Source organism: Pseudomonas guineae, assembly GCF_900113745.1.
Classification (GTDB): Bacteria; Pseudomonadota; Gammaproteobacteria; order Pseudomonadales; family Pseudomonadaceae; genus Aquipseudomonas; species Aquipseudomonas guineae.
Genome location: NZ_FOQL01000002.1, coordinates 137,676 through 156,998 on the forward strand (window position 1 = coordinate 137,676; position 19,323 = coordinate 156,998).

Below are 19,323 nucleotides of genomic sequence, written 5' to 3' on the forward strand. Positions count from 1 at the left end.
AGCTCAATCACGGATAGTCGATGGCAACGATGTAGCAGGTCTTCTCGCCGGTAGGGGTTTGAACCCGTATCTCGGCATCCAGGCTTTTGCCGATCAGAGCACGGGCCAGGGGGGAGTCGATGCTGATTAAGTTGAGTTTCAGATCCAGCTCGTCCGGGCCGATGATGCGGTAGCGCGCCTCGACGCCATCTTCATCTTCCACCGTCACCCAGGCGCCGAAGTAGACCTTGTCCGGGTCGCTGGGGCGAGTACTGACGACCTTGAGGCTTTCTAAGCGTTTGGTTAAAAAGCGAACACGACTGTCGATCTCGCGCAGCATTTTTTTACCATAGGTGTACTCAGCGTTCTCTGAGCGATCACCCTGGGCGGCTGCCTCGCTAACCGACTGAGTGACTTGCGGACGCCGCACGTGCCAAAGCTCATGCAGCTCAGCGCGCATGCGGGCCTCGCCTTCGGGGGTGATCAAGGGTGTGCCGGCGGAGCGGGGTGGGCGATAGCGGCTCATAAAAACCTAGTAAACGTCTGCTGTGCGTCGGTCCTGCTGCGTTAAAAACTGGCCGGGACGCGGCGTCTCGGAATGCTCATGTACAAAAGCACACTGCGCATCGTCGCCGTTTTGACCAGCCGGAGGCTGTTATTAACGTGGCGCCCTGCAAAACTCTCGCTCGCAAGACGCTGAACAGGTTTTAGACGGCTGAGAAAATAGAGGCGCGAGTCTATCAGCCCTCGCGCAGCACCGTCAGCGGGCTGACATTTAACGCCCGACGTGTCCCCAGAACACCAGCGCCGCCTACCAGCAGGGCGCCGATCAACGGCAGCAAGAGCAGCCAGGGATGCGGCTGCCAATTGAGGTCAAAGGCAAACCGATAAAGCAGAAAGCTGATCAACTCGCAGCCAACCGCGGCCAATAGCCCGCTTGATGCACCGAGCAATCCGAACTCAGCTCGGCGCGCTGTGATCAGCAATTTTCGTTCGGCACCCAGGGCGCGCAGCAGTGCGCCTTGGCGGATGCGTTCATCTAGGGTCGATTGCAGTCCGGCGAAAAGCACGGCGAGGCCGGCGGCCAGCACGAACAACAACACGAACTCGATGGCCAGCGTGACCTGGGCGAGGATGCTACGCAGCTGCGCGAGCAACGCTTCAACCTGCAACAGCGTTACGGCTGGGAAGGCGCGCGACAGTTCGACCAGTTGCTTTTCGTACTGCGGCGGCAGGTAAAAACTGGTCAGGTAGGTCACCGGCAGGTCCTGCAGGGTGCCAGGCTGGAAGATCATGTAGAAGTTGGGTTGGAAGTTATTCCAGTCCACCTCGCGCAGGCTGTTGACCACGGCATCACGGTTGAGACCGCCGACGCTGAAGCTCAGACGGTCACCCAGTTTCAGCTGCAGGCTTTGGGCCAGCTCGGACTCCACCGAAACGCCAGGCAGCTCACTGGTATTGACTTCATCCCACCAGCTGCCGGCGATGAGGGTGTTATCTGCGGGCAAATCGGCGGCCCAGGTCAGGCTCAGGTCGCGGCGAATCGCACGTTCACCTTGGGACTCCTTGCTGACGATCTGCCTGACAGGTTCGCCATTGATCATGACTAAGCGGCCCGGCACCACCGGGAACAGCGGCGCAGGATGCGGCGACAGTTGGCTCAAGCGAGTGCTGAAAGCCTCTTTTTCCGCCGGCAGGATATTCAGGGCGAAGTGGTTGGGTGCTTGCTCAGGCAATTGATCCTGCCAGGTATCGAGCAACTCACCGCGTAGCAGGGCAATCAACGCCATAGCCAGAATAATCAGGCCGAAGGCCAGCGACTGACCGGCTGCGGCGAGTGGGTGGCGCAACAATTGGCCCAGGCCCAAGCGCCAAGGCAGTGACGCGCCGGCTAGCAGTCGACGCAGGCTCTGTAGGCCGAGCAGCAGTAGGCCTCCCAGCAACAAGGCGGTTACCAAGCCGCCGCCGAGTAAGGCGAGTGTCAGCTGCAGGTCGAGACTCAAACGCCACATGATCAGGCCAAGGGCCAGCAAGGCTGCGCCATACACCAGCCATGAACTGACTGGAACGGGTAGCAAGTCACGGCGCAGTACCCGTAGTGGCGGCACGCGACCCAATGCGGCCAAGGGCGGTAAGGCAAAGCCGGCGAGGGCTACCAACCCGGTCGCCATACCTGCCAGTGCGGGCCATAGGCCGCCCGGTGGAATTTGCGCCGGCAGCAAGTCTTGTAGCAGGCTGAAGAGCGTCAGTTGGGCCAGCCAGCCCAGCAATGCGCCGGCCAGGCTGGCGGTGATGCCTAGTAGGGCCAATTGCAAGCTGAATAAGCCCAGTGCCTGCTTACGTGACAACCCCAAGCAGCGCAGCAGCGCGCTGGCATCGAAACGTTTGGCGGCGAAGCGTGCGGCTGACAGCGCCACGGCCACGCCAGCCAGCAACACCGCGGCTAGGCTGGCGAGGTTGAGGTAGCGTTCGGCCCGGCCTAAGGCGTTGCCGACCTGGCGATTGCCGTCTTTGGCATCTTCCAAGCGTTGGTTGGGTGCCAGTGTCGGAGTGATGCTTTGGCGATACTGTGTCAATGCTTCGCTGTCGCCGCGCCACAGTTCCTGGTAGCGCACGCGACTGCCGGGCTGTACTACACCGGTGGCGTCTAGGTCATCGAGGTGCATTAACAGATGGGGCGTCAGGCTGTAGAAATCGCCGGCTTCATCCGGAAGAAATGTCAGTACACGGCTTAAACGAAGGGTTTTAGCGCCGACCTCGATACTGTCGCCAGGCTTGAGGTTGAGCGCGACGAACAGGCGGGCTTCGGCCCAGGCCTCGCCGGGTTGCGGGCCGGGACCGACTTGCTCAGTGTCGTACAGTGCAGCGGCGCTTTTCAGCTGACCGCGCAGCGGGTAGGCGCTATCCGCTGCTTTGACGCTGGCCAGTTGAATGCCGGCATCGCTGGCGACCACGCTGGAGAACTCGACTAACTGGGCATGTTCCAGCCCCAGTTGCTTGCCATTGCTGATTTGCTCGGGAGCACTGGGTGAGCTGCCGGTCAGGCGTAAATCTGCGGCAAGAAACTCGGTGGCACGCAGCAACATGCCGTCGTTCAGGCGGGTGCTGAAATAACCGATGGCCGTGCTGGCGGCGACGGCGATCAGCAGCGCGAAGAACAATACGCGCAGCTCACCGGCGCGGGCATCACGCAGTAACTGGCGGCTGGCCAGCGACAGCAGGCGGGTAAACGGCAGATGGTTCATCAGGGTTCCACGTGATCGACCAAATGGCCGCCTTCTAGGCGGATCAGGCGCTGGCAGCGATGCGCGAGGCGCTCGTCGTGAGTAACCAATACCAGGGTCGCACCCTGTTCTTTATTCAGCCCAAACAGCAGATCACTGATCCGTTCGCCGGTATGGTTATCAAGATTGCCGGTGGGTTCGTCGGCAAACAGCACTGCAGGCTCTGCAGCAAAAGCGCGGGCGATTGCGACACGTTGCTGTTCGCCGCCCGACAACTGACGCGGGTAATGGGTCAGGCGCTGGCCCAGGCCAACCCGTTCCAGCAGGGTGCGGGCGCGCTGACGGGCATCGGCGTGGCCCTCGAGCTCCAGCGGCAGCATGACGTTTTCCAGGGCATTCAAGCTGTCGAGTAATTGAAATGACTGAAAGACGAAACCGACATGTTCGGCCCGCACACGGGCGCGTTGGTCTTCATCGAGTCTAGCCAGGTCGTTACCGGCCAGCACAACGCTGCCGCTACTCGGTAGATCTAGCCCGGCGAGTAAGCCAAGCAAGGTCGATTTGCCCGAACCAGAGCGGCCGACAATCGCCAGGCTGTCACCGGATATAAGCTCCAGCGACAGATCATGGAGTATGGTTAGCTCGCCTTCCGTGCTGGTAACCACTTTGCTAAGGTTTCGCGCGGTGAGAATACTTGAGCTCATGGAGAATCCAATGCGTACGTGGTTGATCGGTACAGCCCTAAGCCTGCTGCTGTGGGGCCCTGCGGCGTTCGCGGGTACCGTGCTGGTAGTCGGCGATAGTATCAGCGCGGCTTTTGGCCTGGATACCCGCCAGGGCTGGGTCACTTTGTTGGAAAAACGCCTGATTGAGCAGAATTTTGACCACCAAGTGGTCAACGCCTCAATCAGTGGTGATACCAGCGCAGGCGGTGCCGCACGGCTGCCTGCGTTACTTACAGAGCATCAGCCTGAGCTGGTAATTATCGAACTGGGCGGTAACGATGGTCTGCGTGGTCAACCGCCTGCGCAATTGCAACAAAACCTTGCGGCTATGGTTCAGCAGTCACAAAAGATAGGTGCCAAAGTGCTGATTTTGGGGATGCAACTACCGCCTAATTACGGTGTGCGCTACACCACTGCTTTCGCCGAAGTGTTCCCCAAAGTGGCCAATGAGACTGGCTCAGCGTTGGTGCCTTTCGTGCTGGAGGGCATAGGTGGCGTGCCTTCCATGATGCAGAGTGATGGGATTCACCCTACTGCTGAAGCTCAGCCTCGGTTACTCGATAACGTATGGCCTAAGCTGAAGCCGTTGCTCTGAAGTAATCCCTGAGGAGGTCAGGAAGGGTTCCATCATAGGAAGCCCAGGGCTGCCCTGTCTACTGAGTTTGTAACAGCTTTGTCCCACTCAAGGGCTCGGCTCTGAAGCCTTCGCTAAGTCCTCTGGGGGACCCCTACGGGGGTTTCCGCTATGGCTTGGTTATTAGATGAGGCCTCGGATTTTTCTCTCGGATTCTCAAAGCCAATAATAAGTCCTACTAAAATGGTCGGTTATTACAAAAAGAAGCCCCAGGACCCATAAGGGGACCCAGAGCTTCAGGGGAGAATCAATGTCTGCCAGATGTCGGCTTTAGACTTAGTAGGACGGCCCCAGGTTGACCCAGGACTCATTCCTTTATGGTGGGAGGGTGGTGATGATTACCATCCCCTCCAACCTCTTGGTGCAGCTCATAGACGCTTAAGGGGCGTCACTCAGGACAATCTGCTTGATGATCGGCAGGACTACTGTAGTGGTCTCCCAGTCGGAGCCGTCCAGCTTCGCTTCGACCATAGCGGTAGCCATAACGTCCACCACTGCGGAGACCTCAAGGTCCCAGCTCAGGGTGGAGCTATTACGGGTCAGCTCAAGCCGCCACACGTCCCCGTCTTTGTCTTCTCGGAAGGACAGCATGGCGAAGCCTTTAGGGACCAAGAAGACCCCACGGTCAGCGCCGCTGTAGACCTGGACACGAGTTCCAACCAAGTCGTCAATGTCACCCAGGCCAGCCCTTTGGGCAGCACGGTTAAGCATTGGGCGAAGGGCCACAGGGATCAGAACGCCAAACTCTGAGACATCACGGCCCCAGTAGGTGTCCAGATGGGTAGCCAGGATGTCCAGGAAGTCTTCAGCCTGGGCAGCAGGAGTGCCACTCAGAGCCCCAGCGTAGACCTTGGAGACTGAAGGTTGACCCTCCAGGCTCTCGGCAATCTTACCGGCCAGAGTCAGCTCCAGGTCACTCAGGACCTTATCGCCAGTCTGCGCCATGCTGTTTGCGGTGAATCCAAACTGGACATGATGGTCAAGGATGGACACGCGGGCAGACACAAGGATTCCGACCTCAGGGGCCTCCATGGTGATCAGCGAGCCAGCCACAGCGGAACCCTTAGCCACCGTGCGACCGTTATAGGTCTGGCGGGGGTCAAAAGTAACTGAGCGATCAGCCATTAAGGCAATCTGAGGGGAGGTCGGCTGGGAGCCATAGGGGCGCACTTCAGACGGGAAAACTTCATTCATTACCTCTCGCCATTCGTCACCATTCAGGTGCTCATTAGCAGCCTCATACATGGCTTCGGCGTAGACCAAGGGGTCAGAGGCCGCCATGTGTTCTGGGCGGATGTCAGAGGAGTGGAAAGACACTTGGGTGCTCTCGGTGCCATGGGAAGTGCTGACGCTTTGGACGTAGACGCTATCGGGTTTCTTGTACTGAAAAGGTTTCATTGGGTGTAACTCCTATATGTGGTGGATTGGGTCAGCCACGGGCAGCACGGATGGCGGCACCATGGGCACGGATGGCAGCAGCACGGCGCTCTTTCTCAGCGTGGTACTCGGCGAGTTCCTGGGCGGATGGCTCACGGCAACGCTCAGCATTAGCCGCAGCCTCAGCAGCCAAGCGGGCCTTTTCTTGGCTCTGCTGATACAGGTGGCCCTGATAGATTCGGGATGCATGGGGTACGGCTTCCAGGCTCAAGTCAGCCTCAGCGAATGCCTGGACTACCTGAATGATCCCCGAATGGTTCTCCCCCTTGGAGGCCACCAGGAGCGGCAGTAGGACCCGCTCGGCATACTCACGGGTTACGGTCTGGCCATGGATGTCCACAGTGTTGGGAGTTACAGCATTGATATTGATTTTCATGGGGTAGGTATCTCCTTTGCCCATAGATCAACCTCCAGTCCGCACGGCAGGCGCGACAAGACACACAGGAGACGTAGACACGCCGACCCTGGAGGTTGATCTATGGATTCTTGGTTTAGGGTGCCCAGCGGTGGGCGGTTTGATTACCTGAGTGCTGCTCAGGGTTTATTGCTTGGGGTGTTGCGGGGTTTGGACATATCGAATTTGACAGGTAGCTGCATGGCCTCATGGAAGTCCATGCTGGCACGCTCCAGGATGGCTTCAAGCTCCTCGGATTGATGGAGCTTCAAGTCATTTCTTAGATACGCCATAAAGGACGCCAGAGTGAACTTCTTGTTTGTCCGGTAGGCACTCTTTGCCCCATGGAATACACGGTAGGCTTTGGGTGTATCCAGGGCGGCACTGAGCCGGTCCACAAGGTCACTGGCAGTGCCGGGGTGTGGGATCAGGCGGTATCTCATTATTCATGGTTTCCTCTTTGGTGGAGCCCCTCAAGTCGCGCCCACGGTCCGACCTCCAAGGCCCCCATGACAGGGCATCGGATGTGGCATGAAGGGCTCGACCAAAGATGGCCTGGAGTTGGTGAAGCGGGAGACCCAGCCGCGAAGCTGTCAGTGGTCATCAAGGTTGGCTGAGAGTTGCTCTCAAAGTGATCAGGATCATGGTCAGTAATGACCTGTCCCAAGCGTGGAGACAACCAAGGGCCTTAGGTAAAACCTAAAGTTAAAAGATTGATTAAAAGACTAATAAGAAGACCATCCCAAAGGAGACTCTTAGTAATCTTTAGGTAGAGGCCCCCGTGAACATTGAGCAATACACGTAGGCCCCAGGTCCGTGCAAGGCTGTCCCAGGTTTCCCTTGTGGTCAGCAATATCAATGTCCGCTCCTTTCTACTGGAGCCCGACGCATGGTCGGCTTACTGGGAACGGTTGAGCGTTGGCGAACAGGTCGCGCTTGGCACTCGGTAGTCTCAAGTCAGGCCCTTGTGAGGCCCGGTAGAAATTGAGTTTGGACTTTTGGCCCGCCCTCCTATTAGTGAGGGTTTTTGTAGGGGCCGTGGCGACAAGTCTTTTGAGGTCCTCAGCTCTTAGGCTCACTTAAGTTAGAAGCTGTCTCAAACGCACCCAGTACCTCGTTGTAGTGGTCAACCAGGCGGCGCGATGCCTTCAGCCCTGTAATTGAGTTTATGGAGAACAATTCGAGCTTTATTTCAAGCTCCTCAGGGCCCCAAGAAGCAGTCCAGGCCCGGAGAAGTGAGCGTGCATCTTTATTCAGCTTTTCTCGCTCTTCGGACAACTCAAACATCTCAACAAGCTCCATCCCCTCAGCTTTACCAGCCTTCACAGCTGCCTCGCGCGCGAGGGTAATCAATCTGTGTCCCAAATGGGTTGCTTGTAAATCGTCAAGCTGGGCTTCAACCTCGCGCATTGAGCTCATAATCTTCTGAAGATCATCGCGAGTATCCGCTGTGATGGTGGGCTCAACTTCTTCTTGACCTGTGTGTGCGTTCATTTTGAATGTCCTCTGTAGGTTTTTGGCTCGTCCAGAATTTGGCGTATGTCCGCCTGTTAGTGAGGGTTTTTAATGCTTTCTTGACGCCCCTACACAAGGGTTTTACTTAGGTCTTAAATATGGAATTACACTTACAAGGCTGTTGATTAATATATTGATTTAATTCGTGGCGGTCATGCGCATTCTTCCTGATCAAAACAAGCCGTAATTGCGGGGGGGAGTGCCAGAAGAGGCTGTCCGACGACAGTAGATATGCGAAGTAATGAAATATAATCGGTGGTCAGATGGGTCTAAGTCAGCGCACGGATATCGTCTAACACTAAAAGTTAATTAAATTAGTTAATCGTAGTATTCCTTGCAAGTCCCAAATTCGAAAACAGATGAATCAGGTGTTCCATTTTCATAGGTAGTCCAGTTTCCTTCGGTGGTAACCATAAAACGTCCAGTATTAGGAATAAAATCAAATTTTGACATGATACGGTCGCAAGAAATCTGTTGCAGTTCACCCTCCTTCCCGAAGGCCTCACAGGTGGAAAGCACGTCAGGACTAAGCATTGGGTCGCGGGTTGAATCTCTGAGGTAATAGGTCCCGCTTTCAATTCGATACCCGGATGCTTGTGCGTTTGTAAACTCTGAAAATGCTTCTTCTGCATCTGCCCGAATTAAAGCTTCGTTACCATTAAATGCACCCACAATGCTCGGGTTACGCATTTGGCTGACCGATCTAAGGGGTAGCCTGGAAATATGAGTAAGGAAAAACTCATTACGGTCTATGAATTTAGTTAATTGATGTCCTGATTGGGTATGGTTATAACCACCTGACTCTTTAACAATGCACTTATAATTTTTGGTGAAATGGCTTTTGGTGATGTATTCAGCGCTTGCTGACTGTGTGCATGCGGCTGCGGTAATAGATACTGCAATTAAAAAAAGAGGTCTCATTAAAGTCCCTTTATGCTGGTGATTGGAGGGTGTGTAGCCTTTATACCAGAAGGCTTTCAATCTGCGAACAGATTTGGTTCGGTAAGCTTGCTGGTAAAGTTCGAATCTTAAACGCCTTGAGAAGCACCGCGCTTATACTGGACTTGCTGGATGTAGTTGTACGTTTGGGCATAAAGCTCAATCTCTAATCATAAGGTTTCAGTCGCATTCAGAGCTTGAGTTTGCACGTCATGGTAGGGCGCGCTTTGAGTCAATACACAATTTTGGACTCTTTCTACCGGTTATCAGCGTCGAGTATTGACCCTAAGCTGCCAGTTGGTCGAGCCAGAGTCGTGCCAATTGGATACTGAGGGGCGCTCCTCATTACTTTCCCACAAATATACAATTCTATTGTATCTAACGGAAGTCGCAGTTTCAAAGTACAGGATTCCTTTACACAGTGATCTTAAATGAACGATTAATGTGCATGCCAATACATCAACAGAGTCCTTTTAGGATGGCCCCATAGACCTCCTTTATGTCGACCCCAGCCCCATAGTTATCAAAGGCTATGGTCCTTGAGGAATGCCCAAGGGCAGCTTGTGCGTATGCCACAGGAACCCCAGCGTTTTTCAGTGAGCCGCTGAAGTGGTGCCTCAGTGAGTGAAGCGTTAGGTTTCCACCTGGGGCAGTGCCGAGGGCATCCCGTATGAGCACCCCAAGGTTCCGGCTGGCCTTCAATTTGTTAACTCCATTTTCCGAGGGCAGGGCACCAGCATTGACAGCCTCCAGGAACCCCCTGAGGTCAAACCCCAGGGCACCATCCACAAGGGGAACCTTACGGGCACTGTGCTTGTTCTTAATGGACTTCCCTGGGCTGTCTTCATTGATGTTGATGCACCAATAACCATCGACCTCCTGTATGTCGGCCTTGGTCAGGCCAGCGACTTCCCCCACTCGTGCCCCAGTGATGGCCAGGAGGGACACACTCCAGCGCTCCCAGGAGCCCACAGGCAGGGTCTTGGCGTGGGCCATGATATTGATCACTTGGTCCCTTGAGAACGCCTCACGGGTACTGTCTGCCCCTTTGGTGAGTTTCAGTTTCTCGGAGTATTGCTTGACCAGTTTGTCAGACCTTACAGCCCACGTTAGGACGGCCCCCAGCTTGGCTAAATGATTATTCACGGTGGACGGCTTACGGCCAGTCAGTAGGTGAGTCCTGAGCTTGATCAGGTCCTCCCTTGTGTGAGCCCTGAGGTCAGCCACCCCGATAGCCTTAAATGATTCCCCTATGGTCTTGTGGACCGTCATGGCGGAATCCCGGCTGTCCTCCTTGAGGTTGATGCTGTGCTCAGTCATGTAGAGAGCGGAAAGGGTCTCCCAGGTCACAGGGTCCTTGGCGGGACCTACAGATAAGGACAGGGATGTTCGGGCTACAGGCGTGCTACATGATTCACCTCTGAGGTCCCTCACGATCTCTACCAGTTTCCCCGGTCTACCCTTCAGGCGCTGTTGTGCAGCCTCAATGATCTCCAGTGCTTTCTGTACTGCTCTGTGCTGATTGACGCTCAAAGGGAGCTTGGCGCTTGCCTCTCTGAGGGCTGCATGTTGCTCATCATTGATCATCTCGTATGCCAAGAGAGAGTCATCACCATGGGCCATCGTCAGGCAGGACTCAGCGATTTCCTCCAGGCGCTCACGTAGTTCCTCCCAGGTGGCCTCAGGGTTGTCGAAGTGGAAAGCCTTGAGGGTCTGGAGGATTTCTTGGGAGATGGTCATAGCGGTGGCCTTGTTGGTGGTCCTGAGCGATAGCGTAAAGAAGCTGGCGGTGGTGCCTTGAGGTCGAAGGCGCAGGTAATAGCGACCCGACCGGCGGTAGTGGTAGGGCTTGGCGAGCGCAGTTTGTAACAGGTTTGTCCCACTTTGGAGCGTCTGATTGGTGGTCATTGGCTGGAACCCTTGAGTTTACGGGGTTCCCGACCTACAAGTGGGATTGCAACAAAACCTTGCGGCCATGGTGCAGCAGTCACAAAAGATAGGGGCCAAGGTGCTCATTTTGGGGGTGCGCTTACCGCCTAATTACGGTGTGCGTTACACGACTGCTTTCGCAGAAGTGTTCCCCAAAGTGGCCAGTGAGACCGGCTCAGCCTTGGTGCCTTTTGTGCTGGAGGGCATAGGTGGCGTGCCTTCCATGGTGCAGAGTGATGGTATTCACCCTACTGCTGAAGCCCAGCCTCGGTTACTGGATAACGTCTGGCCGATGCTGAAACCGTTGCTCTGAAGTATCCCCCAAGAGCATCAAGAAGACCCGGTTTGAGGGGGCGCTAATCAGTGAGGTAAAACCGTGGCATTCACTCAACTAATTAGGCACCGCCTAAATAGCTGAATAACGCGTGGCCACGCCTAAAACCTTTGCACTGAGAGGCTTTTCTGCGCGGTGCCTTTCGGCTAATGTGGCGCCCCCGTACTGGAGCCCTCAATGCCGCGTCCCGCCTGGTCCTTGCATGCCTACCAACTGATCGAGCCTGACGAGCAGCTTGACCTGTTCGCCTGCCGAGAAGTGCGTGTGCACCTGCTCGCGCGTCAGCTTGAATTAGGCGAGTTCGCCGACCGTACGCTGTGTGGCGGCTTGCTGCCCGCGCAGCCGTTATGGCGTGATCTGAACAAGGCTGTGCTGCGTGATAAGCGCTTGTGCCCGGCGTGTCGGGCGAGGTTAGACGCGCAGAAGCGCGGTGATCGTCCTGAATTGCCAGGGCGTTGAGCTATCCCGGCGGCCGATCAATCGGTGTACACTCGCCGTCTAATTTACCCACCATTTTCGTCAGGAATTCCCGGATGTTGTCGCGAGCTTTTGCCGTCACCCGCTGCCTGCCACTTGCTGCTTTCTTTGTAGCAACGTCTGTCAGTGCACTTGAGTTTCCGTTGCCGCCGCCCGGCGAAGATATCGTCGGTGAAGTGCAGGTCATCCAGGCCAAGTATGAAGATACCTTTGCTGATCTGGGTGTGGCCAATGATTTGGGCTATCTGGAAATGGTGGTTGCCAACCCAGGCGTTGATGCTTGGTTGCCGGGTGAAGGCACCGAGATTATTTTGCCAACGCGCTACATCCTGCCGCCAGGACCGCGCGAGGGTGTGGTGATCAACCTCGCCGAATACCGCCTGTATTACTACCCGAAAGGCGGCAATGTGGTGCACACCTATCCGCTGGGTATTGGCCGCGAAGGCTGGAGCTCGCCAGTGGCCGACGCGCGCATTACCGCCAAGACGCCGAACCCGGGCTGGACGCCGCCGAAATCGATTCTTGCAGAGCATGCTGCTGCGGGTGATCCGCTGCCGGCCTATGTACCACCGGGGCCGGATAATCCGTTAGGCCCCTACAAGCTGGGCCTTTCGGTACCAGGCTATCTGATTCACGGCTCGAACAAAAAGTTTGGTATCGGTATGCGCGTCAGCCACGGTTGTTTTCGCATGCTTAACCACAACGTACTGAAACTGGCGTCGATGGTGTCGGTTGGTACGCCGGTGCGCATCATCAACGAGCCTTACAAGTTTGGCCGTAGCGGCGATAAGATTTACTTGGAGGCGCATGCGCCTCTGGATGAGACCGGCGATGCCTCGGTGGTCGATAAGCACACGGCGGTGATTAATGCGCTGCTGAAAAACGATGAATTCGCCGGTCTGCGTTTGGATTGGGAAATGCTGCGCGAAGTGGTCGCTGCTGAAGATGGCTTACCTGTTGAGATCGCACAGCCTGGCCAGGCTTTAGTGGCCACTGAGCCTGCGATCTAAATCAACAACGGTTTAAGGTCCGTGATGCGCAGTCACTGACGGGCTCATCAGAAGTCACTGTAGTGGCTTGATGGTTGTGAACACCCTGCGAGGGCTTTGTCTTCGCAGGGTGTTTTAGTTTGTGCCGAGTCGCGTCGTCTGTCAGTCGCAGAACTGCTCCAGGGTTTGTAGCAGCACTTTGACCTTGGTTATGGACTCTTGGTATTCGGCCTGCGCGTTGGAGTCGGCGACGATACCGCCACCGCCCCAGCAGCTGATCTGCCCGTCCTTGGCCAGCAGACTGCGTATGGCGATGGAGCTGTCCATTTCACCGCGTACATCCAAGTACAGCAGTGAGCCGCAATATAGCGCTCGGCGTGTCGGCTCCAGCTCGTCAATGATTTGCATGGCGCGAATCTTCGGTGCGCCGGTAATCGAGCCGCCAGGAAAGCTACCGGCGATCAGGTCTAGCGCATCTTTGCCGGCCGCCAGCTCGCCGGTGACGGCGCTGACCAGATGATGCACGTTGGGGTAGCTTTCCAGGGCGAAGAGTTCTTGCACCCGAACCGAGCCGATCGTGCAGCTGCGGCCTAGATCATTACGCAACAGGTCGACAATCATCAGGTTCTCTGCCCGGTCTTTAAGGCTGTCGAGCAATGCGTCGGCCTGGGCTTGGTCCTGTTGCGGGTCGGCATGACGTGGGCGAGTGCCCTTGATCGGCCGGGTTTCCACTTGTCCTGCGCTGATGCGCAAGAAGCGCTCGGGCGACAGGCTGATGATGGCGCCGCCATCTGGCAGTGTTTGATAACCGGAAAACGGTGTCGGGCAAGCGGCGCGTAATGCTTGGTAGGCCGTCCAGGGTGAGCCTTGGTAGCGCGCTTGAAAGCGCTGGGCAAAATTCACCTGATAGCAGTCGCCGGCTTGGATATACGCCTGAATTCGCGCGAAGCATTGCTGATACTGGTCTTCGGTGATGTTGGAACGAAAACGCTGCAACAGCTTGAATGGTTGTGGCGCTGGTACTGCCGGGGTTAAGAACAGGTCACTCAAGCGCTGGCGTTCGGCAGCGTTCAGGCTGGGATGAAATACTAATTGGCTGCGCTGTCGCTGGTGATCGGTAATCAGTGCCCAGGCATACACACCAAAGCGTGCGTCCGCCAGAGCGAGGTCATCGATAGCCTGGGCGGGCAGTTGCTCCAGTCTGCGGCCGAAATCGTAGCTCAGGTATCCTATCAGCCCGCCAATGAAGGGAAGCGGATTGTCAGCGGGCGCTTGAGTTTCACCCAGCGCGCTGAGGCTCTGACGCAAGCGTTGTAAGAAGGCGTTGGCCGTTTCGTCCGGCGTCGGTGCCAGCTCTGCCGATGGCCAGGCACTCATCAGGTCATAGCGTCCGCGCTGCGCGGTCGGTCGTCCGGCATCCAGCAGTACAGCACCGGGTGCGTGTATGACATGGCTGAAGTAACCCGAGGGGTCTGCTTGGTAGGGTAGGTCCAGTACAAGGCAAGTAGGCATATAACAATTTCGAGGTGCGCGGACGCCGATTGTAAAACGTCGCCCGCATTCATCCTAGCGCTTAAGCGCGAGATTAAGGCGGCTTGGGTTCATCTGGATTGTCAGTTCAATTGAGTCTGTTGCTGAGGGTGGCTGGAAACAAAACACCCTACGAAAACGGAGTTCTCGTAGGGCGTGGGTATGGCTATGTGATGCCTGCCTCTGGTTCTGCGCTCGATCAGTCCTGAACCGTTGGTATATGACCAAACAGCTCTTGTGAGAAGCGCATGCGCTCTTCAGGACTTTCCACAATGCCTTTCTTTTTCAGCTCGGCGATGCGTGCTTCAACCGCATGGGCGCGGTGAGTGAGCCCGCAGTCGTTGGCAATCTGGATGTTCAGGCCTGGGCGGGCGTTGAGTTCAAGAATCAACGGGCCTTTGTCCTGGTCCAGCACCATGTCCACGCCGATATAGCCCAGCCCGCAAAGCTCGTAACAGCCTGCCGCCAGCTTCATAAAGCCATCCCAGTTTGGCAGTTGCACGCCGTCCACCGCGTTAGTGGTGTCTGGGTGCTTGCTGATCTTATTGTTCAGCCACGTGCCGCGCAGGGTCACGCCGGTGGCCATGTCCACACCGACACCGATGGCGCCTTGGTGCAGGTTGGCCTTGCCGCCGGATTGGCGGGTTGGCAAGCGCAACATCGCCATCACCGGGTAGCCCATCAGTACGATGATGCGGATGTCCGGCACGCCTTCATAGCTGATGCTTTTGAAGATTTGGTCCGGTGTGACGCGGTACTCGATCAATGCGCGGTCACGGTGACCACCCAGGGAGTAGAGGCCCGTGAGGATGCTGGAGATCTGGTGTTCGATCTCTTCGTGACTGATGATTTTGCCCGAGACAGTTCTGTACTTGTCTTCGAAGCGGTCAGCGATCACCAGAATACCGTCGCCGCCAGCGCCTTGCGCTGGCTTAACCACGAAGTCTGGACGGTCGCCGATGATCTCGCGCAGTTTGTCGATGCCTTTCTCGGTATCGATGACGCCATACATTTCCGGCACATCGATGCCCGCTTCGATCGCGCGCAGCTTGGTGATGATCTTGTCATCGACGATCGGGTACAAGTGCCGTTTGTTGTACTTCAGCACGTAGTCCGCGTTGCGTCGGTTGATGCCCATGATGCCTTTGGCTTCAAGGGCTTTCCACGTCTTGATCAGACCGAACATGGCATTAGTCCTTGAGGAAGGCTTTGAAGCGGAACAGTTCGGTCAGGCGGTAACCGCGATAGCGACCCATCGCCAACATAAAGCCGACCATGATCATCAGCACCGCAGGGAAGGTGAAAATGAAGTAATTCAGCTCCTGCACGCTCATCAGCAAGTGCGCCAGAGTAGCGGCAAACAGAGTGCCTATAGCGACCTTGAAGGCATGGCCGCCACCGCGTTCTTCCCACGTGATGGACAGGCGCTCGATGGTCATGGTCAGAATCACCATTGGGAACAGTGCGACCGATAGACCGCGCTCAAGCCCAAGCTTGTGGCTGAACAGGCTGATAGCGGCGATCAGCACGACGACGAAGGTCAGTACCACCGACAGGCGCGGCAGCATCTGCAGTTTCAAGTGCTCAAGGTAGGAGCGCAGCGATAGACCCAGCGCGGTGATGATGGTGAAGAACACAATGCCATAGCCCAGCTGCATCTCGCGGAAGGCCAAGGCAATCAGTACCGGGGTGAAGGTACCCAGTGTTTGCAGGCCGCCGAGGTTGCGCAGGATCAGGATCACCAGCACGCCGATCGGGATCATCACCATGATCATAAAGGTCTGCTGGGTCTGCAGCGGCAGGCCGTACAAGGTGTATTCGAGGAAGTCGGCGTCGGTGTTTTCGTCGGTCAATTTAGCCAGACGAATGGCGTTCATTTCGCTGTTGTTCAGGCTGAAGCTGACTTGCGCCTGCTTGCCCCCCTCCAAAGTGACCAGGCTGTCATCACCGGTCCACCAGACCAGGCGATCAACCGGTAGGCCTTGCTCGCCGCTCTCCGGGTTGAAGTACAGCCATTTTTCTCCGTTGAAGCTGCGCAGCCAAAGCTCTGGGCTCTGCTGGATTTCAGCGGAGAGGCGGATGGTGTGTACGCGCTGCATGGGCACGTGGGCAATGGACAGCAGCAACTCGATGGCCGTGGCTTTGTTGGCAGTTGACGCGTCACCGCTCAGCAGCAATTTGACGTTGTCATCGTTACTGTTATTGACGCGCTTGATGGTTTCACTGATGAAGGTTTCGACGTCCGCCGAGTGCTGGCGAATCGGTGCGAGCAAGGCTTCGGCGGCAATCTTCTCGGCCCCTTCAACCGGGATACTGTCGCGGAAGATCGGACCTTTGGCCTTGGCTTGTTCGCCGCTGTAGCGCTTGGTCAGTACCAGGCGGTAGTACAGCGTTTGCTTGCCACTGGCGCGGCGGGCGGACCAAGTGACTTTGCGGTTGCCGTCGGCGCGGTTGATGCTGACGCCGTAGTTATTTGAGATAAAGCTCTCGTTTAGGCTGACGTAATCTTGGGCCAGCGGTGGCACGAACATCTGCAGCTTGACCGGCTCGCGTGGGCTGGCTTGGAACTCAACTTTGGCGTCGATGTTCCATAGGTCATCCGTTTCGTCTTCGGTCATAGGGATGCCGAGGATGAAAATCTGATAAGCCGTGATCAGAATGCCCAGGCTCACGAGGAGTATGACCAGGACTTTCAGATGGAGGGTAAGAGAGCGCATGGGTATTACTCGCCAAGGTTTGCGTCAGGGGCACAGGCAGGTTTGCCTGCTGCGTATTTAAGACTCGGGTCGACCAGGGCCGAAAAGCGTTTGAGCGCCTCGGAGCCTATCAACAACGGGTATTGGAATGCACTACGGTCGGTCAAGTTCACTTCAATGGTGCGCAGAGCATGACCCATGCAGACGTCCATTTCGATCACCGGGCGCGCTGTGTAGGTTTTTTCTTCTTCTGGATCATAGTCGCCCGCACGGCGTTTGATTTTGCTGATGCGCGCCAGAGGCCGTTCGATGGGGCTGCTGTGTGCCTCGTCGATGGCCAAGTAAAAGCGTACCCAGGTTTCGCCATCTCGCTTGAAGCGTTCGATGTCGCGAGCGCTGAGCGATGCCGTCTTTGCCCCCGTGTCGAGCTTAGCCGCAAGCTTCAGGTCAAGGTCGAATAAACGTACGTACTCATTAAGCCCATAGACCGTCTTCTCCGCGGCGAGGCCCAGGCCGGGAGTAAGGAGCAGGCATAGCAATAGAAAGAAGGGCTTGAGTGTCATAAATCCTGAAAACGCGATGTTAAGAGGGGGAGCGAGAGCGGGAGGCACGTATTGTAATGCGCATGCCTGGGTTTGGAGTCTAGCGGTGAGTTGAAACGTACCCCGCAGGCATTAAACGGCAGATATTCTACCATGGGCTTTTTCAGTCAGGACAGGCGCTTGTAGGCGTTTATGCAAGTAAGGTCGCAGCGACGGGCAACGCATGATGTGCGACTAAAGTGATTGCCAGAAGTGTCAACAATATGTCCTCAATATTTGACAAGGATGGGTATTATGGTTAGTTTTCAACTACTTTAACCTTGCAGTGTCGACAATATGCTTGATGTGATTGAGCTGTCCGTGTCCAGCCAAGAAGACTCTGAAACCCTCTCCGAGCAGGTGTTTCGGCGTATTCAGGCGGCTATCGTCAAAGGTGAGATTGCGCCCGGTAGCAAGATTTCAGAGCCGGAGCTAGCACGCACCTATGGCATCAGCCGTGGCCCACTGCGTGAGGCAATACACCGCTTGGAAGGTCAGCGTCTATTGGTGCGCGTGCCCCACGTAGGAGCACGCGTGGTCTCGCTTAGCCACGCCGAACTGATCGAACTCTATGAAATTCGTGAGTCCTTGGAAGGCATGGCCTGTCGCCTGGCGGCTGAACGCATGACGGCAACGGAAATCGATGAGCTACGCCGGGTGCTCGACCTGCATGAACAGGACGCAGCTTTTAAAGCTGGTGTCGGTTATTACCAGCAGGAAGGCGACTTTGACTTCCACTATCGGATTATCCAAGGCAGTGGCAACAAGACCCTGACCCAGATGCTTTGCGGCGAGCTGTATCAGCTGGTGCGCATGTATCGCCTGCAATTCTCCGCCACGCCCAACCGGCCGCGCCAAGCGTTTGCCGAGCACCACCGTATTCTCGATGCCATTGCCGAGCGTGACGGTGAGCTGGCCGAGTTATTGATGCGCCGTCATATCGGCGCCTCCAAACGTAATATTGAGCGCCACTTCGCCATCAGCATGGGGCAGGGCGCACCCACCCAAACAGCCAAAACCCGAGGTGAGTCATGAGCATGAAAAGTCCCGGTCAGCGTTTCCGCGATGCGGTTGCTGAAGAGCACCCGTTACAAGTGATTGGCGCGATTAACGCCAACCATGCCTTATTGGCCAAGCGTGCTGGTTTCAAGGCGATCTACCTCTCTGGCGGCGGCGTGGCCGCGGGTTCTCTTGGCTTACCTGATTTGGGTATTACCGGTCTGGACGACGTGCTGACCGATGTGCGGCGCATCACCGATGTCTGCGACTTGCCGCTGTTGGTGGATGTCGACACCGGTTTCGGCAGTTCGGCGTTCAACGTCGCGCGCACAGTCAAGTCGATGATCAAGTTCGGTGCAGCGGCGATTCATATCGAAGATCAAGTGGGTGCTAAGCGCTGCGGCCATCGTCCTAATAAGGAGATCGTCTCCCAGCAGGAAATGGTCGACCGTATTAAGGCCGCCGTTGATGCACGCACCGACGACAGCTTCGTGATCATGGCGCGCACCGATGCGCTGGCGGTTGAAGGTTTGAATTCGGCGCTGGATCGCGCAGCAGCCTGTGTCGAGGCCGGTGCTGACATGATCTTCCCTGAGGCAATCACCGAGCTGGCGATGTACAAAACTTTCGCCGATCGGGTCAACGCGCCGATTCTGGCCAATATCACCGAGTTTGGTGCCACGCCGCTGTACACCACTGAAGAGCTGGCCGAGGTGGATGTCGGCCTCGTGCTTTACCCGCTGTCGGCCTTCCGGGCGATGAACAAGGCGGCTGAAAACGTCTACATGGCCGTGCGCCGTGACGGTACGCAGAAGAATGTTATCGACACCATGCAAACCCGCATGGAGCTTTATGAGCGCATCAATTACCACGCCTTCGAGCAGAGCCTTGATGCGTTGTTCGCTGCCAAGAAATAACCGCAGTGCAGGCTGTAGAGCCTG

Annotated in this window: 18 protein-coding genes and 1 pseudogene; 6 read left to right on the top strand and 13 right to left on the bottom strand. The window is 56.4% G+C overall.

Translation table 11 applies throughout. The features are described 5' to 3' along the window. Positions 1 to 7 precede the first annotated feature (7 nt). From greB to BMZ32_RS09530, 3 genes are all read right to left on the bottom strand, one after another. A complete protein-coding gene (gene greB, locus BMZ32_RS09520) occupies positions 8 to 505 on the bottom strand; it encodes a transcription elongation factor GreB (protein ID WP_090241742.1) in 498 nt (165 codons plus the stop codon). Between the two features lie 214 nt (positions 506 to 719). Then, positions 720 to 3,224: an ABC transporter permease gene (locus BMZ32_RS09525; RefSeq protein WP_090241743.1), complete on the bottom strand. Its 2,505-nt coding sequence runs from the start codon at positions 3,222 to 3,224 to the stop codon at positions 720 to 722. After that, positions 3,224 to 3,907 (bottom strand): ABC transporter ATP-binding protein, encoded by a 684-nt coding sequence (locus BMZ32_RS09530; protein WP_090241744.1) that lies wholly within the window; start codon positions 3,905 to 3,907, stop codon positions 3,224 to 3,226. The genes BMZ32_RS09525 and BMZ32_RS09530 overlap by 1 nt, the downstream gene beginning before the upstream one ends. A gap of 10 nt (positions 3,908 to 3,917) precedes the next feature. Between BMZ32_RS09530 and BMZ32_RS09535 the strand changes: the two genes are divergently transcribed. Continuing rightward, positions 3,918 to 4,523, top strand: a complete 606-nt coding sequence (locus tag BMZ32_RS09535) for an arylesterase (RefSeq protein WP_090241745.1) — start codon at positions 3,918 to 3,920, stop codon at positions 4,521 to 4,523. A gap of 417 nt (positions 4,524 to 4,940) precedes the next feature. Here BMZ32_RS09535 and BMZ32_RS09540 read toward each other — a convergent pair whose 3' ends face one another. The 6 genes from BMZ32_RS09540 to BMZ32_RS09560 form a co-directional block, all read right to left on the bottom strand. After that, entirely contained in the window at positions 4,941 to 5,960 is a 1,020-nt protein-coding gene (locus BMZ32_RS09540) for a hypothetical protein (protein ID WP_090241746.1), read from the bottom strand. Between the two features lie 31 nt (positions 5,961 to 5,991). Next, the gene (locus BMZ32_RS09545) at positions 5,992 to 6,375 is read right to left on the bottom strand and encodes a hypothetical protein (protein WP_090242096.1); all 384 of its coding nucleotides are present in this window, start codon (positions 6,373 to 6,375) and stop codon (positions 5,992 to 5,994) included. Positions 6,376 to 6,533: 158 nt separating this feature from the next. Next, a complete protein-coding gene (locus BMZ32_RS09550; RefSeq protein WP_090241747.1) occupies positions 6,534 to 6,836 on the bottom strand; it encodes a hypothetical protein in 303 nt (100 codons plus the stop codon). A 619-nt stretch (positions 6,837 to 7,455) separates the two neighbouring features. Next, positions 7,456 to 7,887, bottom strand: coding sequence for a hypothetical protein (locus tag BMZ32_RS09555; RefSeq protein WP_090241748.1), 432 nt, complete (start codon positions 7,885 to 7,887; stop codon positions 7,456 to 7,458). 339 nt (positions 7,888 to 8,226) lie between these two features. After that, positions 8,227 to 8,829, bottom strand: a complete 603-nt coding sequence (locus tag BMZ32_RS19340; RefSeq protein WP_139213953.1) for a hypothetical protein — start codon at positions 8,827 to 8,829, stop codon at positions 8,227 to 8,229. Between the two features lie 477 nt (positions 8,830 to 9,306). After that, positions 9,307 to 10,587 carry a tyrosine-type recombinase/integrase gene (locus BMZ32_RS09560; RefSeq protein ID WP_244153953.1) on the bottom strand — a complete coding sequence of 427 codons (1,281 nt, stop codon included), beginning with the start codon at positions 10,585 to 10,587 and terminating at the stop codon, positions 9,307 to 9,309. A 214-nt stretch (positions 10,588 to 10,801) separates the two neighbouring features. Here BMZ32_RS09560 and BMZ32_RS09565 point away from each other — a divergent pair. The 3 genes and pseudogenes from BMZ32_RS09565 to BMZ32_RS09575 all read left to right on the top strand — a co-directional run. After that, positions 10,802 to 11,089 (top strand): annotated as a pseudogene (locus tag BMZ32_RS09565) (SGNH/GDSL hydrolase family protein); the annotation flags it as partial. A 198-nt stretch (positions 11,090 to 11,287) separates the two neighbouring features. Continuing rightward, positions 11,288 to 11,569: a hypothetical protein gene (locus tag BMZ32_RS09570; RefSeq protein WP_090241750.1), complete on the top strand. Its 282-nt coding sequence runs from the start codon at positions 11,288 to 11,290 to the stop codon at positions 11,567 to 11,569. A gap of 74 nt (positions 11,570 to 11,643) precedes the next feature. Next, entirely contained in the window at positions 11,644 to 12,597 is a 954-nt protein-coding gene (locus BMZ32_RS09575; RefSeq protein ID WP_090241751.1) for a L,D-transpeptidase family protein, read from the top strand. A gap of 141 nt (positions 12,598 to 12,738) precedes the next feature. On the opposite strand, the gene pabB is transcribed toward BMZ32_RS09575, so the two are convergent. The 4 genes from pabB to rloA all read right to left on the bottom strand — a co-directional run bounded on the left by pabB (position 12,739) and on the right by rloA (position 17,365). Beyond that, positions 12,739 to 14,088, bottom strand: coding sequence for an aminodeoxychorismate synthase component I (gene pabB / locus BMZ32_RS09580; RefSeq protein WP_090241752.1), 1,350 nt, complete (start codon positions 14,086 to 14,088; stop codon positions 12,739 to 12,741). A 217-nt stretch (positions 14,089 to 14,305) separates the two neighbouring features. Further along, the gene (locus BMZ32_RS09585; protein ID WP_090241753.1) at positions 14,306 to 15,292 is read right to left on the bottom strand and encodes an alpha-L-glutamate ligase-like protein; all 987 of its coding nucleotides are present in this window, start codon (positions 15,290 to 15,292) and stop codon (positions 14,306 to 14,308) included. A gap of 4 nt (positions 15,293 to 15,296) precedes the next feature. Then, positions 15,297 to 16,823: an osmotic stress tolerance membrane protein RloB gene (gene rloB, locus BMZ32_RS09590; protein WP_090241754.1), complete on the bottom strand. Its 1,527-nt coding sequence runs from the start codon at positions 16,821 to 16,823 to the stop codon at positions 15,297 to 15,299. Between the two features lie 5 nt (positions 16,824 to 16,828). After that, a complete protein-coding gene (gene rloA, locus BMZ32_RS09595) occupies positions 16,829 to 17,365 on the bottom strand; it encodes a retropepsin-like aspartic peptidase RloA (protein ID WP_090241755.1) in 537 nt (178 codons plus the stop codon). A 315-nt stretch (positions 17,366 to 17,680) separates the two neighbouring features. On the opposite strand from rloA, the gene BMZ32_RS09600 reads away from it, so the two are divergent. Both BMZ32_RS09600 and prpB read left to right on the top strand, forming a co-directional pair. Next, on the top strand, positions 17,681 to 18,418 hold the full coding sequence (locus BMZ32_RS09600; protein ID WP_090241756.1) for a GntR family transcriptional regulator: 738 nt from the start codon (positions 17,681 to 17,683) through the stop codon (positions 18,416 to 18,418). Next, entirely contained in the window at positions 18,415 to 19,299 is an 885-nt protein-coding gene (gene prpB, locus BMZ32_RS09605) for a methylisocitrate lyase (protein ID WP_090241757.1), read from the top strand. Before BMZ32_RS09600 ends, prpB begins: the two co-directional genes overlap by 4 nt. Positions 19,300 to 19,323 lie beyond the last annotated feature (24 nt).

What these genes read in the sequence shown, in the direction of transcription:
- BMZ32_RS09570 (WP_090241750.1), top strand. Translation starts at nt 11,288, where the DNA reads ATGCCGCGTCCCGCCTGGTCCTTGCATGCCTACCAACTGATCGAGCCT.
- BMZ32_RS09535 (WP_090241745.1), top strand. Translation starts at nt 3,918, where the DNA reads ATGCGTACGTGGTTGATCGGTACAGCCCTAAGCCTGCTGCTGTGGGGC.
- prpB (WP_090241757.1), top strand. Translation starts at nt 18,415, where the DNA reads ATGAGCATGAAAAGTCCCGGTCAGCGTTTCCGCGATGCGGTTGCTGAA.
- BMZ32_RS09530 (WP_090241744.1), bottom strand. Translation starts at nt 3,907, where the DNA reads ATGAGCTCAAGTATTCTCACCGCGCGAAACCTTAGCAAAGTGGTTACC.
- greB (WP_090241742.1), bottom strand. Translation starts at nt 505, where the DNA reads ATGAGCCGCTATCGCCCACCCCGCTCCGCCGGCACACCCTTGATCACC.
- BMZ32_RS09550 (WP_090241747.1), bottom strand. Translation starts at nt 6,836, where the DNA reads ATGAGATACCGCCTGATCCCACACCCCGGCACTGCCAGTGACCTTGTG.
- pabB (WP_090241752.1), bottom strand. Translation starts at nt 14,088, where the DNA reads ATGCCTACTTGCCTTGTACTGGACCTACCCTACCAAGCAGACCCCTCG.
- BMZ32_RS19340 (WP_139213953.1), bottom strand. Translation starts at nt 8,829, where the DNA reads ATGAGACCTCTTTTTTTAATTGCAGTATCTATTACCGCAGCCGCATGC.
- BMZ32_RS09545 (WP_090242096.1), bottom strand. Translation starts at nt 6,375, where the DNA reads ATGAAAATCAATATCAATGCTGTAACTCCCAACACTGTGGACATCCAT.
- BMZ32_RS09575 (WP_090241751.1), top strand. Translation starts at nt 11,644, where the DNA reads ATGTTGTCGCGAGCTTTTGCCGTCACCCGCTGCCTGCCACTTGCTGCT.
- BMZ32_RS09540 (WP_090241746.1), bottom strand. Translation starts at nt 5,960, where the DNA reads ATGAAACCTTTTCAGTACAAGAAACCCGATAGCGTCTACGTCCAAAGC.
- BMZ32_RS09560 (WP_244153953.1), bottom strand. Translation starts at nt 10,587, where the DNA reads ATGACCATCTCCCAAGAAATCCTCCAGACCCTCAAGGCTTTCCACTTC.
- BMZ32_RS09600 (WP_090241756.1), top strand. Translation starts at nt 17,681, where the DNA reads ATGCTTGATGTGATTGAGCTGTCCGTGTCCAGCCAAGAAGACTCTGAA.
- BMZ32_RS09585 (WP_090241753.1), bottom strand. Translation starts at nt 15,292, where the DNA reads ATGTTCGGTCTGATCAAGACGTGGAAAGCCCTTGAAGCCAAAGGCATC.
- BMZ32_RS09555 (WP_090241748.1), bottom strand. Translation starts at nt 7,887, where the DNA reads ATGAACGCACACACAGGTCAAGAAGAAGTTGAGCCCACCATCACAGCG.
- BMZ32_RS09525 (WP_090241743.1), bottom strand. Translation starts at nt 3,224, where the DNA reads ATGAACCATCTGCCGTTTACCCGCCTGCTGTCGCTGGCCAGCCGCCAG.
- rloA (WP_090241755.1), bottom strand. Translation starts at nt 17,365, where the DNA reads ATGACACTCAAGCCCTTCTTTCTATTGCTATGCCTGCTCCTTACTCCC.
- rloB (WP_090241754.1), bottom strand. Translation starts at nt 16,823, where the DNA reads ATGCGCTCTCTTACCCTCCATCTGAAAGTCCTGGTCATACTCCTCGTG.